The organism is Sphingobacterium sp. UBA7038, assembly GCF_002494055.1.
GTDB classification, from domain to species: domain Bacteria; phylum Bacteroidota; class Bacteroidia; order Sphingobacteriales; family Sphingobacteriaceae; genus Sphingobacterium; species Sphingobacterium multivorum.
Genome location: NZ_DLAV01000011.1, coordinates 85,319 through 109,406 on the forward strand (window position 1 = coordinate 85,319; position 24,088 = coordinate 109,406).

Here is a 24,088-nt window from a genome sequence, read left to right on the forward strand (position 1 = left end):
CAAAGTTTTCGTAAAGGTTCCGACCAATTATTGATTGGCTCCCTGATTGGCAACTAAAGGCCAATTCGGATTTTGATAAATAATTGAACCAGCTGGGCTACCATCTGTTGAAGTTATGCTCAAATGACTTATGGCTATAGGAGACAAATAGTGGGCACTGGTCCAGCTATAGCCTTTTAGAACAAGATTGTTAGCCGAAAGATTAATCCGATAGGGTCTTAAATATTGACTTTCCTGTGGTGAGGACACATTTGCGGTTTTTCCTGCTGTGCCGGGTACGATTAAAGTCGATACACCTTTATCTTTGTACCAGTCTTGCATAGGCCCCCACAGTCTCATCCCTTCAATAATGTATGGATTGCTTGCCAATTGATCCAACGCCCGCCAACGCCTAAGATCATTAAATCTAAATCCCTCAGCAACTAGTTCTAAACGGCGCTCCCTTCTAATATTATAAAGAAGTTTGTCGGATAGTAACTGCCCAGCAGAATATGCTGCAAAATCACCTTGAGCTTCCTTTTGCATGTCTGTCGCATTTACGGTTGCCATAAAATCTGTATTTACACCTGCTCTTTCTCTGATTTTTGTCCAGTAACTATTCGCTTTTGCATCGATCATTCCCTTTGCAAGATAACTTGCTTCAATATAGTTTAAATAAGCCTCAACAGCACGAAATATAATTGAGCCTGTGGTACCAGTCTGTCCCTCAGCTTGGGCAAAAAGATAACTCATTCCTTTTTTCACGGCATAACCTGTCACGTACCTTGTTTCGGCTAGTCCGATAATATCTGGTCTCGGCTCTGTCTGTACAGCACCTGTCGAAGAAATCTGGTTGGTATAACTCAATTCACCAGGTGCTTTCATAAAGAGCTGTAAGCGATTATCCCGATTTTTTTTGACGAGGCTGATGGAATCGTCGCCTGCATAACCGGAGTTCGAAACATAAATAGGCAGTCCGTTTTTCATCGTAAAATTTTCCACAAGGCCTCTTGAATATCCAGAATTTCCGCCATTACGGTTCATGTAGTGATTTACAGCATGCGTAATTCCTAAAGGCATTGAATAACTCCGCCATAAAAGTACTTCGCTGTAACCATTTAGATTCTCGTCGCCAAACATTTTGAAATAGGGGTTCGAAGATGAATTATAACCATCATCCTTTGTATTTCCGACAAGTTCGACTGCATCGGCTACCTGAGCAGCTGCAGTCATCGACTGTTCTAAGAAATAATTGATCTCATTATCGATATTGATCGAAAAATTTGGGTGCGATTTTGCGCCCGGCCAGCCAGTTCCGCCAGGGACGAAAGCAGTTCCTTTGTGGTATTTTAGCCAAGAGCCTTCAAATAACCCTACACGAGATTTAAAAAGTAAAGCGGCCTTTTTTGAAATACGGTTTTTTCCGTCAGGGGCTACATCGTTCAACAACGTAATTGCCGAATCCAAATCAGAAAGAATAAATCTAACCACCATATTTCTAGGTTGTCGAATGGAAGTAGCCGTCAGCTCCTCCATATTATCTTTGAGTGTATTTTTAACAATCGGAAAATCACCCAGCGCCTGTACTTTATTAAAATATTCATACGCTCTCAAAAAATACGCTTCACCCACATAATGAGTTATATTTGCTGAATTTCCTGTTAACTTACCGCTCTTCCATTTTGGAAGTACCTGTTCGAGAAAATAGTTCAACTGTCTAATCTGAGCAAAATCCCATTCGCCGCCCGAACTCGGCACACGCCATTCTCCCGGAACCCAACGAGTCGAATAACTTGAAGTCACCTGGTTATCGGTACCGTTATCGTTGGCAAATGTGCCAAGCCCCCAGCCAGAATGTGATGGAAAGGCATAACGTCCAACCGTATATGCGGCTAAATCAGCTTCGGTATTTAAATATTCCTGCGGCGTTACATTGGATAAGGGTTCCCTGTCCAGATACTTGTTACAGGAATGCAAAGTGAACAGCACGGTCATCGATAACAACCAAGAAATTGTAGAAAAATAATATGTCGTTTTCATATATATCTAATTAAAAATTCAAGTTAAGGCCAAAAGAATAAGTCGTCGAAAATGGATATGTTTTTCCATCGTTCCATCCTCCTAGTCCAACGGTTTCCGGATCAAAAACCTTAGCCATTTTGGTAAAAGTCAACAAATTCTCACCTGATGCATAAATACGAATTTTGGTAAATCCTATCTTGGCCAATAGCTGTGGAGAAAACGTATATCCAAATTGAGCATTCTTTAAACGTAAATAAGCAGCGCTCTGCAAATATTTAGTTTGTGTTTGCTGATTTTTTGAGGTGTTAAAATAAGGTCTTGGTAAATAGGAATCTTTATTAACACCTAAAACACCGTTCTGTACCATCGTGGAATTCTCATCGCGGTAGAAGTTCATATTCTCAACAAATCCAGCAGACTGCCACATCCCGCCATTCGCCCCCCAAAAATATGGGCCATTGGGCATATAATCGCGTTTTCCAACACCTTGCAAGAAAATCCCTAAATCGAATCCACTATAATTGAAATTTAAATCAAAACTATAACGATAGCGTGGGGCCGAATTTCCTATAATTGCCAGATCCCCTGGGTTCGCCAACGTATTGGCTCCATTATTAACCTGACCGTCTCCGTTGAGATCAGCATACATAATATCCCCAGCTTGCCAGTTTGTCCCGAAAGACTGTTTGGCATTAGCGAGGTGTGCAGCCATTTCTTCTGCGCTCTGTGCTATTCCTAAAGTTTGATATCCCCAGATCTCCCCATTCTTGCGGCCATCGTACCAGGTACTCAACGTACCTGTAGGATTAGGATATTTGGTGACTGTCTGACGGTCGTCGGAAAGGACAGCTCGCGCGCTATAATTCAATTTACCGATATGATCTTTCCAATTTAACTCAATTTCAAAGCCTCTGGAGTTCATCTCGGCATTGTTTAATCGCGGCACAGCTGTACCCAAAATAGCGGGAAGTTCTGGTGCTGGTCCTATCATATCGAATGTATTCCGACGATAGACTTCAAGAGATAAACCTAAACGATTGGAAAGTGCCCGCAGATCCAACCCCACATTCCAGCTTGATACACGCTCCCAGGTCAAAGTTGAGGCAATAAGCCCAGGTGCACTGGCTGTATTTGTTTTTTGTCCATTCAAAAGCCAGGTACCATTAGCTATACTTACTGGCATTGTTGCATAAAAAGGATACCAATTGTCCGTATATTGGTTTCCCAACTCGCCATAGGAACCACGTAACTTAAACATGGAAACATGCTCCTTAATAGGCCAAAATGACTCATTTGCTACATTCCATCCAGCGGAAACTGAGGGGAAGAGATTCCAGCGCAAATCTCTTGGAAAACGTGAAGAGCCGTCGTATCGTCCGTTAGCCTCAAAAAGATACCTATCTTTGTAGCTATAGTTTAATCGTCCAAAAAAACCAGCGGTAGCCCAATGTTGATAGCCCCCAGAAGCCCTTGGATTGGTGGTGGCAGTATTCAATGTCGGTATATTATCTGTGATCAGATCGCTCATGCTTCCATTGAGATCTCTATACTTATTGAGCTCTGAATTGAAACCAGCCAAAATTTTGAAATGATGATCATCGTTGAGGTCAAAGGAATAATCTGAAAAGAAATTTGTACTGAAATATTCGTCTTTGCGATTGTATTCAGACACATTGGTATACCCCGCAGCATTGTATCCTACTGCAAGGAGAAACGGGTTTCCTTTTGCATCATTTGAATAAGCTTTCAAAATTTCGGCATGGTCATTTTGAGTCGTAATGCGGTAATTGACATTTCCTGTTATATTCCAGTTTTTGATTGGCTGATAATGTAATTGTAGCTGCTGATAAAGAAAATCTTTCTGAAATTTTGAACGTCCTCCTTGCTGCAGCTGCAATATTTCACTTGGTTCGGAATAATTTCCATTTGGGTCGTACAAAGGTATCGTAGGCCATCTTCTCGCTATATTATGATAATATAAATCATTCATATGGCTTGCTTTTTCGTAGTCTTCACGTACAAAACGCGTATTGTACATGAGGTCCACCTTATCGCTAATCTTTGCATTGATTTTCGTAGCTATCGAATATCGTTGAAAATTATCATTGGCAAATCTGTTCAAACCATTTTGATCCATGTAATTTGCAGAACTATAAAAATTTAGCTTTTCAGTACCGCCATTCAAACTGAGCGTATGTTCATGGGAAGTTGTAAAGTCCCTATAAAACTCTTTAAACCAGTTTGTATTCCCATTAGATCCCGTATAGTATTGAAATCTGTCACTAGCATTTGGGGTAGTTGTCGTTTCTATTTCTCCTTTCTGATAAGCGTCAATCCGTTCCAATACCTCCTGCGAAAATTTTGCACCCTCACCATCGTTTGCTGCGACTTCATTAAAATAGTAAGCAAATGTTTTGGAATCTAACATCGTTGGTAGCCCTCTTGGCTTGCCCAGTCTTATATTATTGTTATAATTTGCTGTTATCTTCCCCGATTTTCCAGATTTTGTTGTAATGAGGATAACTCCAAAAGGTGCCCTGGAGCCGTAAATAGCAGAAGCTGCTGCATCTTTAAGCACGGTGATATTTTCAATATCCTGAGGATTCAGCGCATTCATATTACCTTCCATCCCATCAATTAAAACCAAAACTGATGAACTCGACCCTACGCCTATCGTCCCCGCACCACGGATATTGACGCTTAGATTTTGATTTAGCTCGCCGCCCAATCCAGTTGTCTGTAAATTCAACCCAGGAATCATGCCCTGCAGCGCCTGTCCAACATTCTGCACAGGTCTTGACTCTAACTCTTTACCATCAAGGGAAGAAACCGCACCAGTCAAATTTGCCTTCTTTTGAGTTCCGTACCCCACTACGACAACTTCTTCCAAGGCTCTATCCTGACTGGCCATTGTCAACAGCATTGGGTTGCGACTAGCGTTTTCACTTAAAGAAGCATACCCCACATAGGAAAAATCCAAAATAGATTTTTCATTTGCTACTTTTAAAGTAAATGTTCCGTCTTCTGCTGTCAATACAGTATTTGAGGTACCTCTTTCTGTCACAGTCACACCCGCAATTGGTTTTCCCGATGCATTCAAAACTGTACCTTTAATCTCTATCTTTTCTAATTTTTGATTTGGGATATTTTTGAAACTATTCCTTTCCTGTGGTTTAACAATAATAGTTTTACCTTCAATCACAAAATCTAGATCCTGCTCCGTGAGCGCTTTTTTCAACACTAACCTCAAATCCAATTTGGAACCAGAATAAGAGATTAATTTTTTGTTTTGCAAAATATCCGAATCATAAATAATCTGATATCCCGTTTGTTTACGTATCTCTTTTAGGACCTCTGATAAGGTTGCATTTTTTAGATTGAGGTTTAATTCTTGTGCCTTGGCTAAGGGAAGGCTTTGAAGAGCTATTAAACCAAGGATAGTACCTATTCTTGACGATCGCTTTAGAAAAGTTAAAGCAGATTGGTCCCGAACAAACCAAAATTTGTTTTTTCTCAGGTGAAATTTTTTATTCATATTTTTAGGCTTTATTGTAAAAGGGGCATTATTCCCATTCTTACAATAAAGAGTCTCCCAAACGCGATTACCCTAAAAAATTTTTTTAAAAAATTAATTCATGACCTTTTAACGTGATGTTCAAATTGCCTGATCTTTTTATGAGATCCAAAATCTCAGAAAACGAGCGATCTCTTTTAAGAAAAAGTGTAAAATTTCGATTGGGAACTTTATTGGGATCAAAATGAATCGGATAAATATTAGCGAGATCTGAGAGAATATAGCGCAAGCTTTTATTTTCGTAATACAAATTACCATCTTTCCACGATGTATAATCTTCGGTTATAGCAGTTGTTTTATCAATAGATCCTTGATCATCCAGCATGGCTCTCTCTCCAGGAACAAGAAACTCATTTTTTCCTGATTTCATACTTCTCAAAGCTATACTTCCTTCTGTTAATACAGTCTGCTCGATCTTTTCACGAGACAAAACATTAAACTTAGTACCTAATACAGCTATCCGCTGTTTCCCTGTCAGAACAGTAAATTCCTGTTTAATACCAGCCTGTTGTCTCTTTGCAACCTCAAAAAAGGCTTCCCCTTTTAAACTTAAAATCCGATTTTTTAAAAAATCACCTTTGTAGCTTAGCTCGGAATTGGAATTAAGAAATACTATAGTTCCATCTTTTAACAAAACCTTATACAATCCACCAACCCCAACGCGCAGAACAACATCATCAAATTCGGAGGTTGATGATTCTGTCGGTTCAATAATCAACATATCTTTCTTTTTACTGACTTTGAAAGGTTTGTTTTTATTATTCTCCCATTCAACAAGGGAAATGGGCCTTGACCCTGAAATTGTGATATCTCCAGCTGTAATATCCGCATAAATATGCTCAGATTTTTGGGGGGAGATATTAATGGAACGAGAATAAAAAAAGTATAAGCTAGCAGAACAAATAGATAAAACAAAAAATAGGATAGCCCCATTCAACAAACGCTTTTTACGTTTCTTTCGACTAATCGTTGTTAGAATACGATCAAAAGTATGTTTTTTTATATCTTCGCTATCGTTTAGGGGCATATGCTTAGAATACAGATGAATTTGAAAGATTTTAATTTGTTAATACGACAAGTTAACGAAAAGGCGGATATAATTATAAGGCTTTTCGTAATTTATTCAAGACTTTTGATATATGATATTCGACAGATTTAATACTAAGATTCATTTTTTTTGCGATTTGTTTGTAGGATAAATCATCTTCTCGACTCATAATAAATATTGCCCTTGTTTTGATTGGAAGTCTTGCTAGTAAGCCATCAAGCTGATCAGAAAGCTCTTTATACGAAAACTCATCATGCTCAATCGCTATGTCTAATAACAGGTGATCCTCTACTTCATTTAACCTACGTAATTTCCTCAGCAGCTTAAAACATCTGTTTTTTGTACAAATGAATAAATAATCTTTTAACGATGACTGGATGTTTAATCGTTTATGACGGGCCCACAACTCGGTAAAGACATCATGCAAAACATCTTGTGCTAGCGCTTCTTCCTTCATTAATCGTAAAGCAAAGTCATAGAGGCCATCCCAGTAAAAATTATAAACTAAGGAAAATGCTTGCATATCTCCGTCTTTTAAACAGCGCAAAATTTTATGCTCTATTCGACTTTCCACTTGATTCGATTCCATATCGTAATTAAAAATGTTCTTTCAAAGGTTAGCAGATGTTTAAGATTAATTGGTTAGATTAAGAAAAAATGCCAACAATATTATGTATTACATAAATACAATATTAATATTTTTTTATAAATGTATAAAACGATATATAAAATTTTTAAATAAAAAATTAGTCCAAATTTTGCTTTGGACTCGAAATCATAGTATCACGTTGGTATAGTTATATGTTTATTTCATTGAAAGATCTAAAACTGGATAAGAAGCAGCAAAGTTGGGGATCAATCGACACACTAGAGTAGCTGTACTCCCCAGCAGCGATATATTTTGTCTCTACATTATAAAATAAAGCCCATAATATCGTAGGAACACAAACTTGGTTGACTGTAAGAATATCAATTGTTTAAACAAAAAAAATCCACATTAATTCTTAAATTAGAGGATAAACCTATTTCAGCATATTTTAACATCCTCGTGTCTGCCTTGTTATGCTCATTTCCGGAAATGAAAGCCGCACAAGCGTACTTCGCTAAGGATAAAAAAAAACTGCCTCAACAGTTGAGCAGTTTTTTTATAGGGTATTAATCCAACTTTTGATTATTGTGCGAGAAATCATCTACTTGCTTTTCGCCGATGACTACATCACCGCGGATGGATCTTAAGTAGCCTTCAAAAGCGATATTCAATCCTTCAATAATCACTTTATCATGTGCATCAATGTCGCCCAGTATTTTCTTGTCGTCATAGCTATCGCCAACGATTGCCAAAACGCAGTTCGAGCTTTGTTTTGGAAAAAGTCCAACACCTATTATTTCCTCGCCAAATTTCACAAACCAGGTTTCTTCGTGATGGTCGTCCGTCGTGTTTGGTATATGTATGGCCTGGCCGAGGTCCTCACATTTAATCATATCAAAATTCATTGTGCTCTGTTTATGTTACATAGCTAAGACAGCACTAAAAAGGAATATTGTTTTTAGAAACTTCGTCACGATTTCGCCTTTTCCGGTGCAAACGCAGGGACTATAAATCGAAGTTCTTCTGAGCTCCGGAAGATGCTTGCTAAATTTCGGCTACCTTGGTAAATAACCCCGGATAATTGACCACTAAACCCAAATGATCTACATCAAGGTCGGCCTCAAAATCTTTCGGAACATTCTTGTATTGAAAGGTTAACATGTTCGTTTTCGAATAGTTCTGATGAACTGGTTTTATGCCGTCGTTTAGAATATCAAAATAGAGCACTTTGATATCCGTACTCTCACCGACTTCGAGATTCAAACTATTGATCGGAAGTGTATTGGTAAATGGTGTGAGGGAGATATCAATATAATCAATACCCTGAAAATCGATTATAATCGATCCATTTATTTCCCAGTCATTTTTAACTTTATTTCCTTTTATTCTTTTATTAACGCCATTCACTTCATATTCTAAATCAAGACCTTGAACATTCCAATGCTCGTCAATCTTCAAATGATATTTGAGGGTATAGATTTTATCTTCATAATACCCAATAATGTTGGAATCGACCATAAAAAAGCCTCCCTGTTGTGTCAGTTTAAAATATTCGAGGGAATTGTAGATAATGCCCTTCCAAATTAATATTTTCATCTTTAAAATTTATTTATCGCTCATTTTTGCAGAGACTTTAATCAAAATTGTGGCGCATTAAGGCATTTTAAAAAAACTTTTTATTTGGCAAAGTATCAAAGAGCTTTTCAGCAATAACAACATAGCCATTTTCTTTGAAAGATCGCACCAGAATTTCATGAGCCGCGGATCTGGCGTAACTATAATGAGCCGAGTTTTTTATTGCAATTTTTTTTTAAGATTTTATTCAATTCAATTATGTTTTCTTTATATCTTGGATATTTTCGAATATTTCGAACACTATGATTTTGATTGTTTACTGTACCCACTTCATCAAGCTCAAAAAAGACCTCGTCAATTAAAAGTCCGTTTAAAATACATTTAGAAATATATTCCGCACTTTGCTCAAACTGTGGTACTGTCTTTAAATGGTTATATATAATCTGCTTCGCATGGTCTCTTTGCTCTCTTTCAATTGCTGTCATTGGTAACATAAGCAGAAATAATTGTTCAAACTGTTGAAGTGATAACAGTTCATCCCAAGTTAGAAACCAAGCTTCAAAATGCCCACCTAACTTCCCAAAGTAAATGTCGTTAAGAAAAAATCTAATTTCATGATCTTGAAATTCAATTAAGAAGGTCGTATCTCCATCTAATTTTCCTTCGATAAATTTTGAAACTTCTCCAAAGTCATCTAGCGAAAAAAATCGTTCTTCCCATTCCGCTAATTTTTCTTTGTCAATGCCGATAACTTCTAATGCTTCGTCAATGTTGATCTCGTTTATTTCGTCGTATCCATTGAACCATTTAATATAGCTATACCAAAAGAATGTATTGTCTTTTATGTTGTATTGTCTTTTATGTTGTTTTGTGTAATTTGTCTATTCATATTTAGATACTGTTATTCAAATTCGATACGGCAAGCCAATTTATTTAAGGTACGATTCTAAATGCTATGCTTTTGGTACGGGAGCATTTGCCGCAATTAATTTTTCATGTTTTAATTCTTCCCAAAAATCGGCGGAAATTTTAGTCTTGAAAGATTCCGCATTTTGAATGGCCTGCTTTACGGTATGTGCTCCGGGTATCACTCCTGAAACCTCGTCTGGTGCTGCAGCGAATTGCAATGCAGCTGTCCGCAGGTCTACAGCATGATCGTCAGCCACCCTTTGTAAAGCATTCAACTTTTCTTTAACCCCAGCAGGAAACGTTCCATCATATAGGTAGCGGTCCCTGCCTGACAGAAATCCAGCACACAGTGGTGCGCCTACAACAATCGACAACCCTCTCTCAGCGATCTTTGGGAAAACCTTATTCAAATCGTCATCATGTTTAATCAACGAATATTGGCAGGCTGAAAGAAAAATATCGGGATCTGCCATGTCTAATGTTTGCAAAATTGGTTCGATGGTATTGACACCTAGCCCCCATCCTTTTATTATACCTTCTTCTCTCATTTTAGTCAGCTCGGGCATCGCTCCTTTCGCCGCTTGCTCAAAGTAACTTCCATAGCTGTCTTTCATATCACCATTGTCGGGTGAAAGATCATGAATATATACGATATCTATAGATGATAAGCCCATGCGCTGTAAGCTATCCTCTACGCTTTTTCTCACACCGGCAGCACTGTAATCGTATTGATAACGAAAATTCATTTTACCCTTCCATAACAACTGTTCCATGGTAAAGTCCTCTTTAGGTTCTAAGAGTCGTCCTACTTTAGTGGAAAGGGTAAAGCTGTCGCGTGGCTGATCTTTTAAAAACAAGCCCATTCTGCGTTCGCTGATGCCCAATCCGTACCATGGGGAAGTATCAAATAATCGTATCCCAGCATTCCAAGCTGCTTCTACTGCTTGGAGACATTCTAGATCTGCGTTTTGCTGAAAGCCATTCCCTAATGCCACGCCACCAAACCCGGCTTTATTATTGGAGCGAAAACGTCTGTGTTTGCTTAAATTATCAGGTTTTACCATACTATGTTCTTTAATTGTTCTTACCAAAATATTAGGTGCCGCTGCGCTAAAGATTAAGCCCGATCCTGCAAGGCCTGTTTGCACTATAAATTTTCTTCTTTTCATACGCGGCACCTTATCTAAATTCCCTTGACTGTGCTATTTATTTGCAATGGCCAAATTCAATATGCATATAGCAATCAGGATTCTGCTAAAAAAACCATTCTCAGGCCTGCTTTGTTTTAGAAGATCATCACTATAGCAGATCATCGCTATCGCATGAAGGACGATGGCATACTATTAGTGACCACACCAAGAAATAGATTGGTAGATCCAGCACAATTAAAAAAATTAGAAATAGTTGATCCCCGGCAATACGTTTTAGACCTTTTCCAATAATTGTACTCCCGAATTGACAAAACAGAAATCAAAATTAAGAATTTTTAAAAACGATCTTCTCCCCACTCGTGTCCATCTCTAAAAAGAATTATGGCAAAATCGAATCAAAATCAGCAACAAATGCCAAACGAGCATTTACATGAGTTATTTGTAGACGAATTAAAAGATATTTTAGGCGCGGAGAAACAGCTCTTAAAAGGTTTAAAGAAAATGAGCAAAGCCGCAGAAGACGAACAATTAAAACAAGCATTTGAGGAGCACCACAGCCAAACTGAAGGACAAATCGAGCGGCTTAAAGAAGTATTTGGAGCGTTGGGCATTGCTGCCCGCGGGAAAAAATGTAAAGCTATGGAAGGTCTGCTGGAGGAAGCTGATGAAATCATTGAAAATTTTGAAGGCGATCCAGCACTAGATGCGGCACTCATTTCTGCAGCCCAAAAAGTTGAACATTATGAAATCGCCAGCTATGGTTGCCTTGTCACATTTGCAAAATTAATGAACCATACTGAAGCCGAGCAATTGCTTCAACAAACACTAGATGAGGAAAAGCAAACCGATACATTACTCACAGAAATAGCCGTCTCGTCAGTAAACGAGTCTGCGTCATAAGTTAATAAATGCCCGGTAATCCGGGCATTTATTATACCTGTGCAATCGTCCATTGAGGTATCTTTAGCAAAACACATCCTATCCCTAGCCACAATCACTTTATTTTCTTCAAAGCTTAGTTATTCCTTTCATCAGCCTAATTGAAAAACAGGACAAACACGTTTTCACCGTAGTTGTACCATAAACATCAATTGTTAAAACGATTGTTACCTTGCTTCTCTTCCTATAAGGAGACAAGCACATTATACAGTTAAGAAATTAGCATGATGATAAATCCCGTCACTCCTTGGACAGCAACGGTCCAGGCTGATATAGCAGATTCTACGTCTATTTTTGAAATAGACCTAAAAACATACAGACTCAAAATTCATAATCCAGGCGATTCGATTTGGCTCGTGGTTATCTGGCCAACGGGCGCTAGCATAGCCTTTAGACTGGCCTTTGGGATGAATAGCAGGTTTGAAAAGGTGACGATCTCCGAAGCTCCCGATGAGATCCTTATCACTGCTTCTACTAGGTTAGCCTATTATCGAATCATTGTCTTCTTTCCCGAAAGTCTGCGCGCCACCTTTCGTTATACCACGACCTTGCGAACGAAATTACCGCTTCTTATCCCGTTTTGGCCCCGCGATATTGTTCCCTTGACTAAAGATGGAAATACTGAAAATACAGTGGGAAAAATACATGCCAAACAGGTAGGGTCCCGGTCAGGACAGCTTTATTTTAGTATGACAAAGCCAAAAGCCGGTTCGGTGTTCTATTTTCAGAATCTCACAGCCATGTCTCCCTATTGCCAGGAAACAGAAGTATCACTCCGGGAAACTGTCGGCGGTGAATGGCCAGAACTGGGGTTCCAGTTTCCTGTAAACGCTGAAAAACCATTGCCGGCCAATAAAGAATATATCATTTCGGATGCTTTTGTACAGCTCGATGAAAAGATTCCCGAAAGTGACGTCGAGGTCGTTGAAAGTTACCTCGATTCACTGGCATCAATATACCTCCTCCTTCCTAAGCCTGAAGCCAGCCAACATAATTGGCTGCAGTCGGCTGAAAAGATCCTGGATAATATTTCGAACAACAAAGGTTGCTGGACACAAACAGACGGCAGTCCTTATCTGAATGCTTATGTGGGCGACTACAAAACGCCTGCAGAAATCATGGTGCAGCTTGCCGTCATACTCCCATTGCATGAGTATCTTACCTGGACCGGAGAGCAGCACCCTTTGTTGCAGGAGCTCTCCGATGGACTCACCTCATTTTATGATAAGTCTATAAAGAGTTTAGTCAGGTGGCACCCTTCGTTAAAAGATGACTTGGATCATTCCGAAGAGCAAAAGAGTGAGATGGTAATGGACTCCTGGTATCTACATCACCCCTTGTTAAACCTCGCCAGGCTTGCATTGCGGGGCGACAAGATGGCTGAAAAACTATTTCTGGATTCGATAGATTATGCGATAAAGGTTGCCAAACATTTTGACTATCAATGGCCTGTCTTTTATAAGATGACCACTTTGGAGGTATTAAAAGCCGAAACGACTCCAGGTAAAGGTGGTGAAAAAGACGTCCCGGGATCATATGCACACGTTATGCTCCTGGCCTGGCAGCTGACCAAAGAAAAACGATTTTTTCTGGAAGCAAGCAGAGCACTTAAAAGTTTAGACGGTCTGGCCTTTGATATATTTTATCAGGCCAACAATACGGCATTTGCTGCGGGGGCCTTTTTGGAGATGTATAAGGTGACCGACGATGAGCATTACCTAAAACTAAGCTATTGCTGCCTCGCCGGCATATTTAAAAACTGTCAATTGTGGGAATGCAATTATGGTTACGGCAAAAACTTTCCTTATTTTTTTTCTGTTTTTCCCTTGAAAGATGCCCCCTATACCGCGGCATACGAAGAGCTGGAAGTATTTGCTGCCCTGCATCATTATCTTGAGGTGGCAGCAGGAATGGCTATTCTTCCATCGCTAAAAATATTGATCCCGGAATTTATCAAGTATGCTGCGGGCCGACTCGCCTACTATTACCCTCCGCTACTTCCGACAGAAATGATTGTCGAAAAAACCAAAACGGGTGAAATACAAAAAGATCTATGGATTCCACTTCAAGACATACATGATGGCTGGGAGAAAAGCGGTGAAGTCGGCCAGGAAGTATATGGCGCCGGACTGGCCTTTGGTATCATACCACGACAGTATTTTAAAGTGGCCAATTGGGGTGGAATAGTTTTTATAAATTACCCAATTTCAAACTTTCGAGTCGGCAAAGATTCAGTCACTTTCCGATTGGAGGGCAGTGATCTGCTCCGGGCACAAATGAGGCTTTTAGGCTTTTCCAGAGAAGTATTAACCAAAATAAGCGTAGAACAAAAAGTTAAATCATCATATAAACGTGTGCATTCAAGTCGTACTGGTTTTTACGAATTAGCCGGAGCTGGGATGGTTAGAATAACAAGAAAATAGATGAACAAAAAAGTTGATAGCATATCCGATCAAGATCACCTCCGTCCTCCCAAGAAGTTAATATAGCTGAAATTAACTTCTTGGTAAAAGGACTTTATCGAACCAAGGAATAAGCATCAACGATTTCCATTTTCCATTCATCTATCGTTTCTGCTGCTGCACGGTCGGCACGGTCAAAGAATAAATGGCACTTCACATCGAAGCCACAATAGGTATAGATACCTCTGTCGGAGGTCAGTATCAGCGCCCTATCCATTCCTATTTCCTGATATTCAGCCTTTGATTTTCCATGTGAATTGATAATGTAGGCGGTCTTACCGGCCAACAGTCCTTTTTGTACTCCGTTATCGTACCTATAGGCAAATCCGTAGCTGAATACCCTATCGATATACCCTTTCATCATAGCCGGCATACCTGTCCACCATATCGGATAAATAAAGGTAACAGCTTCAGCCCAGGCAATATGTTGCTGTTCCTTTCTAATTGCTTCGCTTACGATGCCCCTGCGTTGTCCGTCCATATCTTCAAGGGACAGCACAGGGTCGAAATTAAGCTGATACAGATCCCTGACTACAACTTCGTTCTTTTGTTGCAGGAGTGTTTCTTCAATTGTTTGCTTGAATAAATGATTTAAACTTGCCGTATTTGGATGGGCATAAATAATAAGATGTTTCATTTTTTTTTTTTTAAGTAATTGAATAAAACAAAAATAGCCTGAAAGTAAACGGAAAAATTGTAAGAAAACGAAAAGGCTATTCTCCTGAAGCCCGGCAGATATCTTGCTGAAATCGAACAAAATTTCTTGGGGAAAGATTGATAAAATGCTTAAAATCCCGGATAAGCTGGCTTTGGTCGTAATATCCACATTCAGCTATAATTTCAAACCAGTCCACTTTTTTCGATGATAAAAGAACATGTTGTATCAGTTCAATTGCTTTTACAAAACGCTGGTATCTACTAAGCTCTTTGGAGCTATAGCCAAAATGCTTTTTTTGCGTCAATTGCACATTTCTTTCAGTTTGCCCGGTTTCTTCGGCAATGGTCTTGACTGGATTGCGTGTACTGTCTTTAAAATTAGCCAATAAAGCCGCGGTGCTGTGCTGTGATTTTAAGTAAGTCTGCAAAAATCGAGAATGCAGTTTACTCGGTCTGATACACTTGTCATACCGTTCAACTGATGCCACAGGTAGCTAAAACAATTTTCACTTATAACTTCATCTGGGTTTATTGGCAAATGCTGTGAAAGAAATGCCTTTCCAAAAAAACGATAAAATGCATCGCCCTTGAAATTAACCACTAAAATTTGTGATCCGGGGAGAAGTGTATATTCAAAGGCAGATTTTAAGGGACCTAGTACGATGCATTTGTCCACCTCGATTTCATTTTTGGCATCAGAAACCAATCGGACTATTGTACCAAAGTTGAACACCATAATAGTCTGAAAAGACGGCAACAATGTTTTCGTTAGGGCAGTTGCTGAATTGTTCTCTGCAAAATAAAAATGAGAAAACACCGTTTCAAATTCGCTTGCAATGGAAAGCCTGTAACTACGGTATGTCTGTTCGTCTGCTTTCATGATTTGTGGCATCCATATTAAAACTGTTGATCTTTTGCTACTGCTATTTTGGTGTTTCTCCTCTAATCTACGAACAAATTCAACATGATCAATTAAATCAATCATTTCCGAAGTTCAAACCTAATCTTGCTTCAAAAAGATCTTTATTTCTGTTCCATGCCCAGGCTCACTTATTAAGTCGATCTTTCCACCAGCTTGTGTCACAATCGTATTGACCAAATATAGACCTACGCCAGATCCATCGACCATTTTGGTTGCGCGTTTAAATTTCTCAAAAATCGTCTGCTGCACTTCTGGCCCCATGCCTATCCCATTATCCTTTACAGAAATAACGACATAGCCATCTTCCTTGAAAGATTGCACTAGAATTTCTGGAGACTGTGACTCTGGTGTATATTTAATCGCATTATTCATCAGATTATAGAGCACACTACGCAGCTTACGTCGTACAAAAGTAAATTCCGAAACTTTTAAATCCTGTCGGATGATTGCATCGGTTTCTATCAGCTGCGGTGCTAAACTCAACCGCACGTCCTCTAGAATATTTGGAAGATCGATCAGTTCAGTTGATGCCTGATACTTCTGCTTTTCCCAACGACTTTCGGTCAGATCATCTATTATTTTTTTTATTTCTACCAAACTTTTCTCATGATTTTGCATTAAGGGCAAGAATTTCGCTGAATTTTTATCCTTAAATTCCTTCATTAACCCAAATGTTAGTTTAAGTACCAATAATGGATTTTTAATATCATGGGCTATTGTATCGAGCAGCAACTCATGTTCTAGAACAAGCCGTTCTTGTTCTTTAAGATCCTTTACTCTTGGCGTAATATCTACAAATGTAATAATGACTCCATTCGTCCGGTTCTCATTACGGACATGATAAGGGAGTATATTCATCTGGTACCACTTTAAATCTGTAGTCTGTATTTCTTTCTCCAAGATTTTACCTGTCGCTATCACCGTGTTTATATTACTGATAAAGGTCGGAAATCTAAAATTTTCTCTTATATCCTCTAGCGGCATTCCTATGAATTCAGATTTAAGATCAAACTGCTTCATTGCTGGTGGAGTGAACTTTCTTAAAATTAAGTTAGCATCAACGAATAACTGCGGGATAATGGTATTGCTAAAATAGTTTTCCAGGTCTTCGTTGAGTTGAGTTAAGTCACTAATTTTCTTGTTTTTATTCATTAAATACCCTATATATTATGAATAAAAACAAGAAAAAAACAGATATTGTTTTGCGGTATTAAAGCTCAAAACCGTAATTTGGGTCCATCTAAAAATTTTTAAATTCATTTTAAACAGCAATAGGGCTGAATTGATTACTGACATCAATCGTTACAGGATTGCTACAAAATAGAAAGCTTGGTAAGGGCTGAAATATCATTTCTTATACCAGATACTATCTCCTACTTAAAGCAACTTGCTGCACAATCCATTAGGTATTAAAAAATTCAATCTTGGGCATACATTTCACACTCTTTTGCCAACGGTGAAATTAATCCATTTATTGCCTGATGGACTTGGAGAATATTCAAATAAATTTGGAGAGGAATTATGGGCAGCCTGTTGCATTTTTCTATATTTGAAGTAAATGGAACTCTTATCTTATCTACTTAGAAACATAAAATTGAACAGCGCCGAATGTGATGCTATCGGCAGAGCCTTTAGTAAACAAATATTTGCGAAAGGTACTGTACTGGCACATCCTGACAATCACCACCAAAATGTTTATTTTATTGAAAAAGGATTATTACGCGCTTTTTATAATTTAGATGGAAAGGATATCACTCATTATTTTTTCGACGAGAATAATTTCCTGATATCTTTTGAAAGTTTTTTTTTGACCGCCCCCACCCCTATGGTAAACAGGTATTGGAAGAAGCTTGTTTGCGTGCTATCCCCTATAGCAAACTCGACGAACTCTGTAATAGCATCCCTGCTTTTAAGAACTTCCGGCTGCAGGTATCGCTGCAAGTGATTAGTATGCTATCCGAAAAAACTCTTGCATTACAATTTCAAACTGCCGAGCAACGCTATAAAAATATGCTCGACAAATTTCCTGGCATATTGCTAAGAGCCTCCTTGGGACATATTGCCTCCTATCTGGGTATTACCCAACAAACACTAAGCGTGATACGCGCGTGCAGGTAGTCGATTTCATTTTTAAGATATATTAAAAACACTGCAGATTATTTTAATTTGCTTTGCAGTATGAAATCATTACATATGAAAAAAATACTGTCATCCCTTGTCATCATCTTCATGGCAATAATGAGTGTTGCTCAATCCTCCAATGATAATTTTTGCAGGTAAATGGAAAACCGAGGAAGGCTTCATTATCACCATCACTTACAGCAACGGAAAATTTTCTGGTCTTGATCCCAAAGGACGTCCAACCCTCTACAATGTGCGTTTTGAAAAAAATGAATGGAAGGGGACTGTGGAAAACCATGATACTGGCCAAAAAGGCAATTGCGAAATGTACCTGCAGGGAAAAAAGTTGAAAATTGTGGCCCATAAAGGCATCTTTTCAAAAACTTTTTACTGGGTAAAACAATAAGCAAAAAAATTAATTAAGGTATTTTTAATTCAAAGTGAGAGTCGATAAAGTAAATCCATTACAAACATGGATTTACTTTCCAAAAAATCAAGCAGCGGATTTCTGAGCTTATTTGAGCTGTCCAAATGCATCCACTTTATAGATTGGATTTTAGGGGCATACTTTGAAACTTTTTGAAAAAGTAAAGAACCCACAAAAACTGAGTGTATCCGTACACTGCATCTTCAACCGGAATCGTAAGTACCCTAATCCCCATAAATTCCATTGGATTGTAATTGACAATAGGGGACTCCAATCCTGTTCCGGTAAGTATGCCGTTGACAGGTAAAAAGCCCAGCATCAGCAAAGTGAAGACTAAAGAGGCCTGCGTAATCCATTGTATCCGAAATACAAAGTGAAAAAGCACCAATGTCACCATAGTCACAGCAGCGGTAACTACGGTATAGATTCTGTCAGCATATCGAAGGGCAACAACAGCACATATAATGAAACTTACAAAGACAACAACATTATTAAAAGCCGATAGCGATTGTAATCTAAAAAATTTATCGATGCAGAAATAGGTAAAAATACATGAAAAAGGGATGAAGATAAAGAATAGCCATTCTTCCAATGGTAGTCCTGCTATAGCCAGTCCCAAGGTATATCTTGTGTCAAACCACCACACTCCCTTACTGGTAAACCAGACATCCCAAGCTATAAAAAATACAGCAACAAGCGCTGATGCCTTTAAAAATGGGATGAACTCACGATCGAATCGAAGCCGCTTGTCGAAGGATGCGACAAAACAGATTATGACCGTAAAAAATAAGATAAGCGAATAAGTATATTGCATCATATTTTTTCATTGTTAGTATACATTTTAAAGTATTTCATTGGAACATATAAAAAGCCAAAACACTCGCCCTCCTCTTTGCCTAAATGTTTATGGTGTTGTTTATGGGCGCGACGAAGCGCTAAAAAGTAAGGGTTATTCGTTTTACTCAACCATTTGAAACGTTGATGGATAAATATATCATGCACAAAGAAATATGCCATACCATAGAGCATAATTCCCAATCCAATATAAAACAGATAATTGTACGCCTTTAACGACCCAAAATACATCAACGCGATCGTGGGAAGGGCAAAAATGATAAAAAAGTAATCATTCTTTTCCAGAAACCCCACATTGCTGTGATCATGGTGATCGCGATGTAATATCCAGAGAAAGCCGTGCATAATGTATTTATGGATAAGCCAGGTGGCGCCCTCCATAGCAATAAAAGTGACCAATACTGTAATAAAATTCATAACTCTATTTTATAAGTAAGCAGCTTTGTAACGTAGATAACTTTTAAAAGCAACGTAGGCTTTTTGTGCATTAGGTATCCTAATCCTGCTTTCCAAAATTTCTTTGGAGGATTTTTTCCGAATCTTCGCAAATAGTGAAAGATAATATTTATAAGCCAGATAAACGCCAAATTTTGCCGATGCAGGCAATTTTTTGATTCCCAAAAGCGCTTCCTTAAATTCGCTGTGTATCTCATCCTCAATCTGGCTTTTGAGTGCATTGTCAAACACCGCCATATCCAGGTTTGGAAAATAGGTACGTCCAAGCACCTGATAATCTTCCTTGAGGTCACGCAAGAAGTTTATTTTTTGAAATGCAGAACCCAGTTTCATGGCGTAAGGTTTTAATTCCTCATAGCGCTGTCTATTACCTTCTGTAAAAACCTGTAAACACATCAGCCCCACCACTTCAGCCGAACCATAAATATATTCTTTATAACGTTCGGAATTATAGTCGACCTTATTCAGATCCATTTCCATGCTATGCAGAAATTGTCGGATCAGCTCGATGTCGATAGCATACTTATGCACCGTCTCCTGAAAAGACTGTAATATCGGATTTAATGAGATACCTTCCTCTAAAGCACAGTTAGTCTCGAGGTATAACCGCGCCAAAAGTCGCTGCTTATCATAACCATGAAAACTATCGACTATTTCATCAGCCAACCTTACGTAGCCATAGATTGCATAAATACTAGCCCTAATGCTTGGCTTGAGGGCCAATATACCAAGCGAGAAACTTGTACTATACTTTTCAGTTGTTTTTTTGCTTACTTCATAAGCGAGTTCATCAAATAGCTTTTTCATGGTCTTATGTTTTACGATATAATTCAATGGCTTCTTTGGCAACAATTTTCCCCGATAAGATGGATGGAGGTACTCCGGGACCAGGAACTGTCAGCTGACCTGAATAAAAAAGATTATGGACTTTCTTATTTCTAATCTTGGGTTTCCATACCGCTGTCTGTTTTAATGTATTTGCTAGCCCATAAGCATTTCCAGCGTAAGCATTGTAATCGCTGATAAAGTCGCTTACGCAGTAACTTCTCTTGTATGTAATCTGCTCGTATAGGTTTTTTGTACCAGTATGCTTTTCCAAACGCTCTAACATCTTAATTAGGTATTTTTCACGTGTTTCATCATCGTCTGAGATAGCTGTCGCCAACGGCATCAACAAGAAGAGGTTCTCACTGCCTGGGGGAGCCACATGAGGATCCGTTTTGGATGGACAACATACATAGAACAGTGGATTTTGGGGCCATTTTTTTTCACCATATATACAGTCAATATGATCGTCCAACGGATGCTCAAAGAACAGTGTATGGTGTGTTAGATTTGGAATGGACGATTTCATCCCCAGATAATATATCAAACTCGAAGGGGCAAAGGTCCTACTCTTCCAATAATCTTCATCATAGTTTCTCAAATCCTTGGTAAGTAGTGTTTCGATATGATGATAATCAGCGGATGCAACCACAAGATCAAATGCGTAATCTACGCCATTAACACCTAATGAAGTGATCTTATTCTTTTCAATTTTTAATGTATCAACATTATGATCGAAATGAAAAGTGACACCTTGCCTCTCCGCTACTTGCTGCATCGCCAGTACTAATTGAAAAAAACCTCCTTTCGGATAATGAGTGCCAAGTGCGTAACCGCCGTAGTTCATCAGGCTATATAATGCCGGAATATCCTTGGGTGAGGCGCCCAGAAATATGACCGGAAATTCCATTAATGTCCGCAATCGTTGGTCCTTAAAATATTTGGCAACATAGGATCGGAAATTGGAAAGCAAATCTAGCTTAAAAGCGCTAAGTGCAATCTTTGGAGAGAGAAATTCGCCCCAATTGTGACAGGGTTTATTGACGAAATCCCGCATCCCCACTTCATACTTAAATTTTGCAGCTTCCATAAATCGATCTAACTGCGTACCAGCCCCAGGTTCGATCTGTTCAAATAATAGTTTTAATTGCTGATAGGATTCCGGAACACGAACTTGTCCGGAGTCAAATATCATTTCAAATTGAGGATTGAGCGATACAAGCTCAAAAAAATCAGCTGTGCTGCATCCAAAATCCGAAAAAAAGGACTCAATGATATCGGGCATCCAGTACCAGCTCGGTCCCATATCAAATTTAAATCCTTCTTTCGTACTGAATTGTCTCGCCCTTCCACCGGGCTGCGTATGTTTCTCAAAAACATGCACATCGTACCCTGCTTTAGCAAGATACGCTGCCGCTGAAAGACCCGAAAAACCTGCGCCAATAACGGCTACCTTCTTTTTCATTTGTTTTTTTAGCTAAACTACTTGGGCAATTCCCAATACTTATTGGCACCGCAACTAGTAATGTACACATCCTATTGATTTTTGTCATTTCTATCGCATCCCGATGTGGATTATAACTTCACTTGCTCCAGCAATTTTTCCGGTGCAATATTTCTATCATAGATTAATTGATGAAATTTGCTCAGTTTATCCAATAAACTTATCAATGTTATTTTTTCGTGGTAGGTCAAATCGCCTGAAACAATCTGCGTCGCATGACGTATTTTTCCCATTTGCCGGTCCAATGCCGACAAGCCATTTTCCGTGATGTACAGCAACTTACTGCGGCGGTCCAGTTTTGAATCGTGTTGACGTATCCAACCTTGTTTGATCAAACGGTTTATAATGGCCATGCCGGCTGGTTTTTCATGAATATTCCTTCTGATCAATTCCATTTTTGTCATCTCACCAAAGGACCGTAGTGTAATAAGATAGATAAACTCCTCTTGTGTGGAAAAATCAGATTCCCAAATAGCAGCCTTTGAATAACTTTTTGCGAACCTATTCATATGCACTATTAACGTGCTGATGACACTTTCCGGACTACGCCCATTTTCCTTACCGTCCCAATTGGGTTCTTCGAGAACATCGGTTGCCTTTGTTACTATCCAACGTTTAAATCCATTTGCGTCAGTGCTATAGATTCCGTCTACGTTTTCCTGTTCAAACTCTTCAACTAATCCAATGATTTCTTTTAAAAGCTGATATTTCATACACTTTATTTAGAACATAAATATACCATATTTGTTTTAATTATTTTAAAAATAATATTTTTTAGAATAAAAATAAACCAACATCATAGCCTTAATAGTGGCAAACTGTAACCCATCGAGGATAGAGACTTGCTTTAACTATAACAAGACCAAGGTTCTAAAGTTATGTTCGTTTTTATTATTACACGTGCAACATTTTTTCCGTGAGCTCGACTAACCTATAGTCACTAACTGCAAACAATTGTCATCAAGCTTTGCACAAGAACCTTAAATACATGAAAGAGTTAAAAAAAATTGCCCTAGTTCTCCCATACCTGTTGTTTTTCGCTATATCTCATGCTTCGTCTAACACGACGATCATTTCATTCATCGATTCAACCTTTACTGTTACGGGAAAAGTAGTTGATTCTATTACTAACGAACCTGTTCATTTAGTTTCCATATCCTTACTGGATCATCAAAGTGGCAGCAATCCTGTCAGAACAGTGGTGACAAATGAAAGTGGGGACTTCCAATTGACCCATAGTCAGCGTTCATTTTACCTAAAAATCAATCATATGGGCTTTCAGTTTCAGATAAAAAGAATTGTAATACCCAACGGGAGCAATATAGATATGGGTACTATAAAGCTTCATAAGATTGACAATAAGCTTGAGGAGGTTGCAGTTTCTTCCAGAAAACCTCCCCTAGAACTTATTACCGGTGGGTATAGATTTAATGCGGAAAACAATATACTAGGCAATAGTACAAATATAGCAGAACTGCTCAAGCAGGTTCCGGGATTAACAGTTGATGAAATGGAAGGCAAATTACAATTGCTTGGAAAAGGAGCTACTGTATTGATCAATGGTCGGAAAGTCAATTTGGGTGGTCAAGATTTATTTAACTACCTGAAATCTCTACCGAGCAATGAGGTCTCGTCCGTTAACGTGCTTACAAGTCCGGGTGCGGCATATGATTCCGCCGGAGATGGAGGTGTGCTCGATATCAGACTTAAGAAAAATTCCAATTTGGGCTTCTTTGGGTCGGCAATTACAAGTGTTTCCACCCTTTGGGGGACGGACCAATCGCTCAATTTAAATCTTAAAAAAAGTAAGTTTGAAATTTCAGTGGGCTATAATTTTTCATATAGTGAAAACCCTACATAAACGAAACGATCTAATAAAAAACTATTACTTACCCGATTCTAGTTATCTCTATAGACAAGAACAGGCCAGCCAAAGATCCCAAAGAACACATTCCATGAAAACCAATACACTTTATAATATTGATTCGACGAGCACACTCTCTTTTAATTATTGGTACGCCAGCTTTTATGGCAAATTTCCTAATGAAAGAGACGCTACGATCTATAATCGGG

General features: G+C 38.7%; 22 protein-coding genes. 5 read left to right on the forward strand and 17 right to left on the reverse strand.

Translation table 11 applies throughout. The features are described from left to right. Window positions 1-27: 27 nt before the first annotated feature. From B3H30_RS04805 to B3H30_RS04840, 8 genes are all read right to left on the reverse strand, one after another. Window positions 28-2,019, reverse strand: a complete 1,992-nt coding sequence (locus tag B3H30_RS04805; protein ID WP_083295986.1) for a RagB/SusD family nutrient uptake outer membrane protein — start codon at window positions 2,017-2,019, stop codon at window positions 28-30. Between the two features lie 10 nt (window positions 2,020-2,029). Next, on the reverse strand, window positions 2,030-5,536 hold the full coding sequence (locus B3H30_RS04810) for a TonB-dependent receptor (RefSeq protein ID WP_070566785.1): 3,507 nt from the start codon (window positions 5,534-5,536) through the stop codon (window positions 2,030-2,032). An 85-nt stretch (window positions 5,537-5,621) separates the two neighbouring features. After that, window positions 5,622-6,602 (reverse strand): FecR family protein, encoded by a 981-nt coding sequence (locus tag B3H30_RS04815; protein WP_112375907.1) that lies wholly within the window; start codon window positions 6,600-6,602, stop codon window positions 5,622-5,624. Window positions 6,603-6,675: 73 nt separating this feature from the next. After that, complete coding sequence (locus B3H30_RS04820; RefSeq protein ID WP_112375906.1) at window positions 6,676-7,212, reverse strand: RNA polymerase sigma-70 factor; 537 nt, start codon at window positions 7,210-7,212, stop codon at window positions 6,676-6,678. A 566-nt stretch (window positions 7,213-7,778) separates the two neighbouring features. Then, complete coding sequence (locus tag B3H30_RS04825; protein ID WP_070566791.1) at window positions 7,779-8,117, reverse strand: hypothetical protein; 339 nt, start codon at window positions 8,115-8,117, stop codon at window positions 7,779-7,781. Between the two features lie 139 nt (window positions 8,118-8,256). Continuing rightward, entirely contained in the window at window positions 8,257-8,808 is a 552-nt protein-coding gene (locus B3H30_RS04830) for a putative glycolipid-binding domain-containing protein (protein ID WP_286833519.1), read from the reverse strand. A 179-nt stretch (window positions 8,809-8,987) separates the two neighbouring features. Next, window positions 8,988-9,632 carry an Imm19 family immunity protein gene (locus B3H30_RS04835; RefSeq protein WP_083295987.1) on the reverse strand — a complete coding sequence of 215 codons (645 nt, stop codon included), beginning with the start codon at window positions 9,630-9,632 and terminating at the stop codon, window positions 8,988-8,990. Window positions 9,633-9,740: 108 nt separating this feature from the next. Continuing rightward, window positions 9,741-10,865 carry an aldo/keto reductase gene (locus B3H30_RS04840; protein ID WP_112375904.1) on the reverse strand — a complete coding sequence of 375 codons (1,125 nt, stop codon included), beginning with the start codon at window positions 10,863-10,865 and terminating at the stop codon, window positions 9,741-9,743. Between the two features lie 363 nt (window positions 10,866-11,228). On the opposite strand from B3H30_RS04840, the gene B3H30_RS04845 reads away from it, so the two are divergent. Both B3H30_RS04845 and B3H30_RS04850 read left to right on the forward strand, forming a co-directional pair. Then, on the forward strand, window positions 11,229-11,747 hold the full coding sequence (locus B3H30_RS04845) for a ferritin-like domain-containing protein (protein ID WP_112375903.1): 519 nt from the start codon (window positions 11,229-11,231) through the stop codon (window positions 11,745-11,747). A 263-nt stretch (window positions 11,748-12,010) separates the two neighbouring features. Beyond that, window positions 12,011-14,209 carry a hypothetical protein gene (locus B3H30_RS04850; RefSeq protein ID WP_217493540.1) on the forward strand — a complete coding sequence of 733 codons (2,199 nt, stop codon included), beginning with the start codon at window positions 12,011-12,013 and terminating at the stop codon, window positions 14,207-14,209. A 94-nt stretch (window positions 14,210-14,303) separates the two neighbouring features. On the opposite strand, the gene B3H30_RS04855 is transcribed toward B3H30_RS04850, so the two are convergent. The 4 genes from B3H30_RS04855 to B3H30_RS04870 form a co-directional block, all read right to left on the reverse strand. After that, entirely contained in the window at window positions 14,304-14,885 is a 582-nt protein-coding gene (locus B3H30_RS04855; protein WP_286833521.1) for an NAD(P)H-dependent oxidoreductase, read from the reverse strand. Between the two features lie 76 nt (window positions 14,886-14,961). Then, window positions 14,962-15,333, reverse strand: a complete 372-nt coding sequence (locus B3H30_RS04860; RefSeq protein ID WP_217493541.1) for a helix-turn-helix domain-containing protein — start codon at window positions 15,331-15,333, stop codon at window positions 14,962-14,964. Further along, window positions 15,318-15,890, reverse strand: a complete 573-nt coding sequence (locus B3H30_RS04865) for a hypothetical protein (RefSeq protein WP_217493542.1) — start codon at window positions 15,888-15,890, stop codon at window positions 15,318-15,320. The genes B3H30_RS04860 and B3H30_RS04865 overlap by 16 nt, the downstream gene beginning before the upstream one ends. A 15-nt stretch (window positions 15,891-15,905) precedes the next feature. Next, a complete protein-coding gene (locus B3H30_RS04870) occupies window positions 15,906-16,979 on the reverse strand; it encodes an ATP-binding protein (RefSeq protein ID WP_070566801.1) in 1,074 nt (357 codons plus the stop codon). Window positions 16,980-17,666: 687 nt separating this feature from the next. Here B3H30_RS04870 and B3H30_RS04875 point away from each other — a divergent pair. Together B3H30_RS04875 and B3H30_RS04880 are read left to right on the forward strand one after the other, a co-directional pair. Then, window positions 17,667-17,945 carry a Crp/Fnr family transcriptional regulator gene (locus B3H30_RS04875; protein ID WP_139145012.1) on the forward strand — a complete coding sequence of 93 codons (279 nt, stop codon included), beginning with the start codon at window positions 17,667-17,669 and terminating at the stop codon, window positions 17,943-17,945. Window positions 17,946-18,087: 142 nt separating this feature from the next. Continuing rightward, a complete protein-coding gene (locus B3H30_RS04880; RefSeq protein WP_139145013.1) occupies window positions 18,088-18,354 on the forward strand; it encodes a hypothetical protein in 267 nt (88 codons plus the stop codon). A 136-nt stretch (window positions 18,355-18,490) separates the two neighbouring features. On the opposite strand, the gene B3H30_RS04885 is transcribed toward B3H30_RS04880, so the two are convergent. From B3H30_RS04885 to B3H30_RS04905, 5 genes are all read right to left on the reverse strand, one after another. After that, window positions 18,491-19,192 (reverse strand): lycopene cyclase domain-containing protein, encoded by a 702-nt coding sequence (locus B3H30_RS04885; protein WP_070566807.1) that lies wholly within the window; start codon window positions 19,190-19,192, stop codon window positions 18,491-18,493. Then, a complete protein-coding gene (locus tag B3H30_RS04890; RefSeq protein ID WP_070566810.1) occupies window positions 19,189-19,647 on the reverse strand; it encodes a sterol desaturase family protein in 459 nt (152 codons plus the stop codon). Before B3H30_RS04890 ends, B3H30_RS04885 begins: the two co-directional genes overlap by 4 nt. A 9-nt stretch (window positions 19,648-19,656) precedes the next feature. Further along, the gene (locus B3H30_RS04895; protein WP_070567139.1) at window positions 19,657-20,493 is read right to left on the reverse strand and encodes a phytoene/squalene synthase family protein; all 837 of its coding nucleotides are present in this window, start codon (window positions 20,491-20,493) and stop codon (window positions 19,657-19,659) included. A gap of 4 nt (window positions 20,494-20,497) precedes the next feature. Continuing rightward, window positions 20,498-21,976: a phytoene desaturase family protein gene (locus B3H30_RS04900; RefSeq protein ID WP_070566812.1), complete on the reverse strand. Its 1,479-nt coding sequence runs from the start codon at window positions 21,974-21,976 to the stop codon at window positions 20,498-20,500. Between the two features lie 110 nt (window positions 21,977-22,086). Then, window positions 22,087-22,728, reverse strand: coding sequence for a MarR family winged helix-turn-helix transcriptional regulator (locus tag B3H30_RS04905; protein ID WP_070566814.1), 642 nt, complete (start codon window positions 22,726-22,728; stop codon window positions 22,087-22,089). Between the two features lie 275 nt (window positions 22,729-23,003). Here B3H30_RS04905 and B3H30_RS04910 point away from each other — a divergent pair, with 275 nt between their 5' ends. After that, window positions 23,004-23,876 (forward strand): carboxypeptidase-like regulatory domain-containing protein, encoded by an 873-nt coding sequence (locus B3H30_RS04910; protein WP_070566816.1) that lies wholly within the window; start codon window positions 23,004-23,006, stop codon window positions 23,874-23,876. The last annotated feature ends 212 nt before the right edge of the window (window positions 23,877-24,088 follow it).

Excerpts from the sequence above, each read along its gene's own strand:
- B3H30_RS04865 (WP_217493542.1), bottom strand. The coding sequence starts at position 15,890 with ATGATTGATTTAATTGATCATGTTGAATTTGTTCGTAGATTAGAGGAG.
- B3H30_RS04890 (WP_070566810.1), bottom strand. The coding sequence starts at position 19,647 with ATGAATTTTATTACAGTATTGGTCACTTTTATTGCTATGGAGGGCGCC.
- B3H30_RS04805 (WP_083295986.1), bottom strand. The coding sequence starts at position 2,019 with ATGAAAACGACATATTATTTTTCTACAATTTCTTGGTTGTTATCGATG.
- B3H30_RS04895 (WP_070567139.1), bottom strand. The coding sequence starts at position 20,493 with ATGAAAAAGCTATTTGATGAACTCGCTTATGAAGTAAGCAAAAAAACA.
- B3H30_RS04830 (WP_286833519.1), bottom strand. The coding sequence starts at position 8,808 with ATGAAAATATTAATTTGGAAGGGCATTATCTACAATTCCCTCGAATAT.
- B3H30_RS04845 (WP_112375903.1), top strand. The coding sequence starts at position 11,229 with ATGGCAAAATCGAATCAAAATCAGCAACAAATGCCAAACGAGCATTTA.
- B3H30_RS04840 (WP_112375904.1), bottom strand. The coding sequence starts at position 10,865 with ATGAAAAGAAGAAAATTTATAGTGCAAACAGGCCTTGCAGGATCGGGC.
- B3H30_RS04910 (WP_070566816.1), top strand. The coding sequence starts at position 23,004 with ATGAAAGAGTTAAAAAAAATTGCCCTAGTTCTCCCATACCTGTTGTTT.
- B3H30_RS04820 (WP_112375906.1), bottom strand. The coding sequence starts at position 7,212 with ATGGAATCGAATCAAGTGGAAAGTCGAATAGAGCATAAAATTTTGCGC.
- B3H30_RS04905 (WP_070566814.1), bottom strand. The coding sequence starts at position 22,728 with ATGAAATATCAGCTTTTAAAAGAAATCATTGGATTAGTTGAAGAGTTT.
- B3H30_RS04900 (WP_070566812.1), bottom strand. The coding sequence starts at position 21,976 with ATGAAAAAGAAGGTAGCCGTTATTGGCGCAGGTTTTTCGGGTCTTTCA.
- B3H30_RS04850 (WP_217493540.1), top strand. The coding sequence starts at position 12,011 with ATGATGATAAATCCCGTCACTCCTTGGACAGCAACGGTCCAGGCTGAT.
- B3H30_RS04880 (WP_139145013.1), top strand. The coding sequence starts at position 18,088 with ATGATAATTTTTGCAGGTAAATGGAAAACCGAGGAAGGCTTCATTATC.
- B3H30_RS04885 (WP_070566807.1), bottom strand. The coding sequence starts at position 19,192 with ATGATGCAATATACTTATTCGCTTATCTTATTTTTTACGGTCATAATC.
- B3H30_RS04825 (WP_070566791.1), bottom strand. The coding sequence starts at position 8,117 with ATGAATTTTGATATGATTAAATGTGAGGACCTCGGCCAGGCCATACAT.
- B3H30_RS04815 (WP_112375907.1), bottom strand. The coding sequence starts at position 6,602 with ATGCCCCTAAACGATAGCGAAGATATAAAAAAACATACTTTTGATCGT.
- B3H30_RS04870 (WP_070566801.1), bottom strand. The coding sequence starts at position 16,979 with ATGAATAAAAACAAGAAAATTAGTGACTTAACTCAACTCAACGAAGAC.
- B3H30_RS04855 (WP_286833521.1), bottom strand. The coding sequence starts at position 14,885 with ATGAAACATCTTATTATTTATGCCCATCCAAATACGGCAAGTTTAAAT.
- B3H30_RS04810 (WP_070566785.1), bottom strand. The coding sequence starts at position 5,536 with ATGAATAAAAAATTTCACCTGAGAAAAAACAAATTTTGGTTTGTTCGG.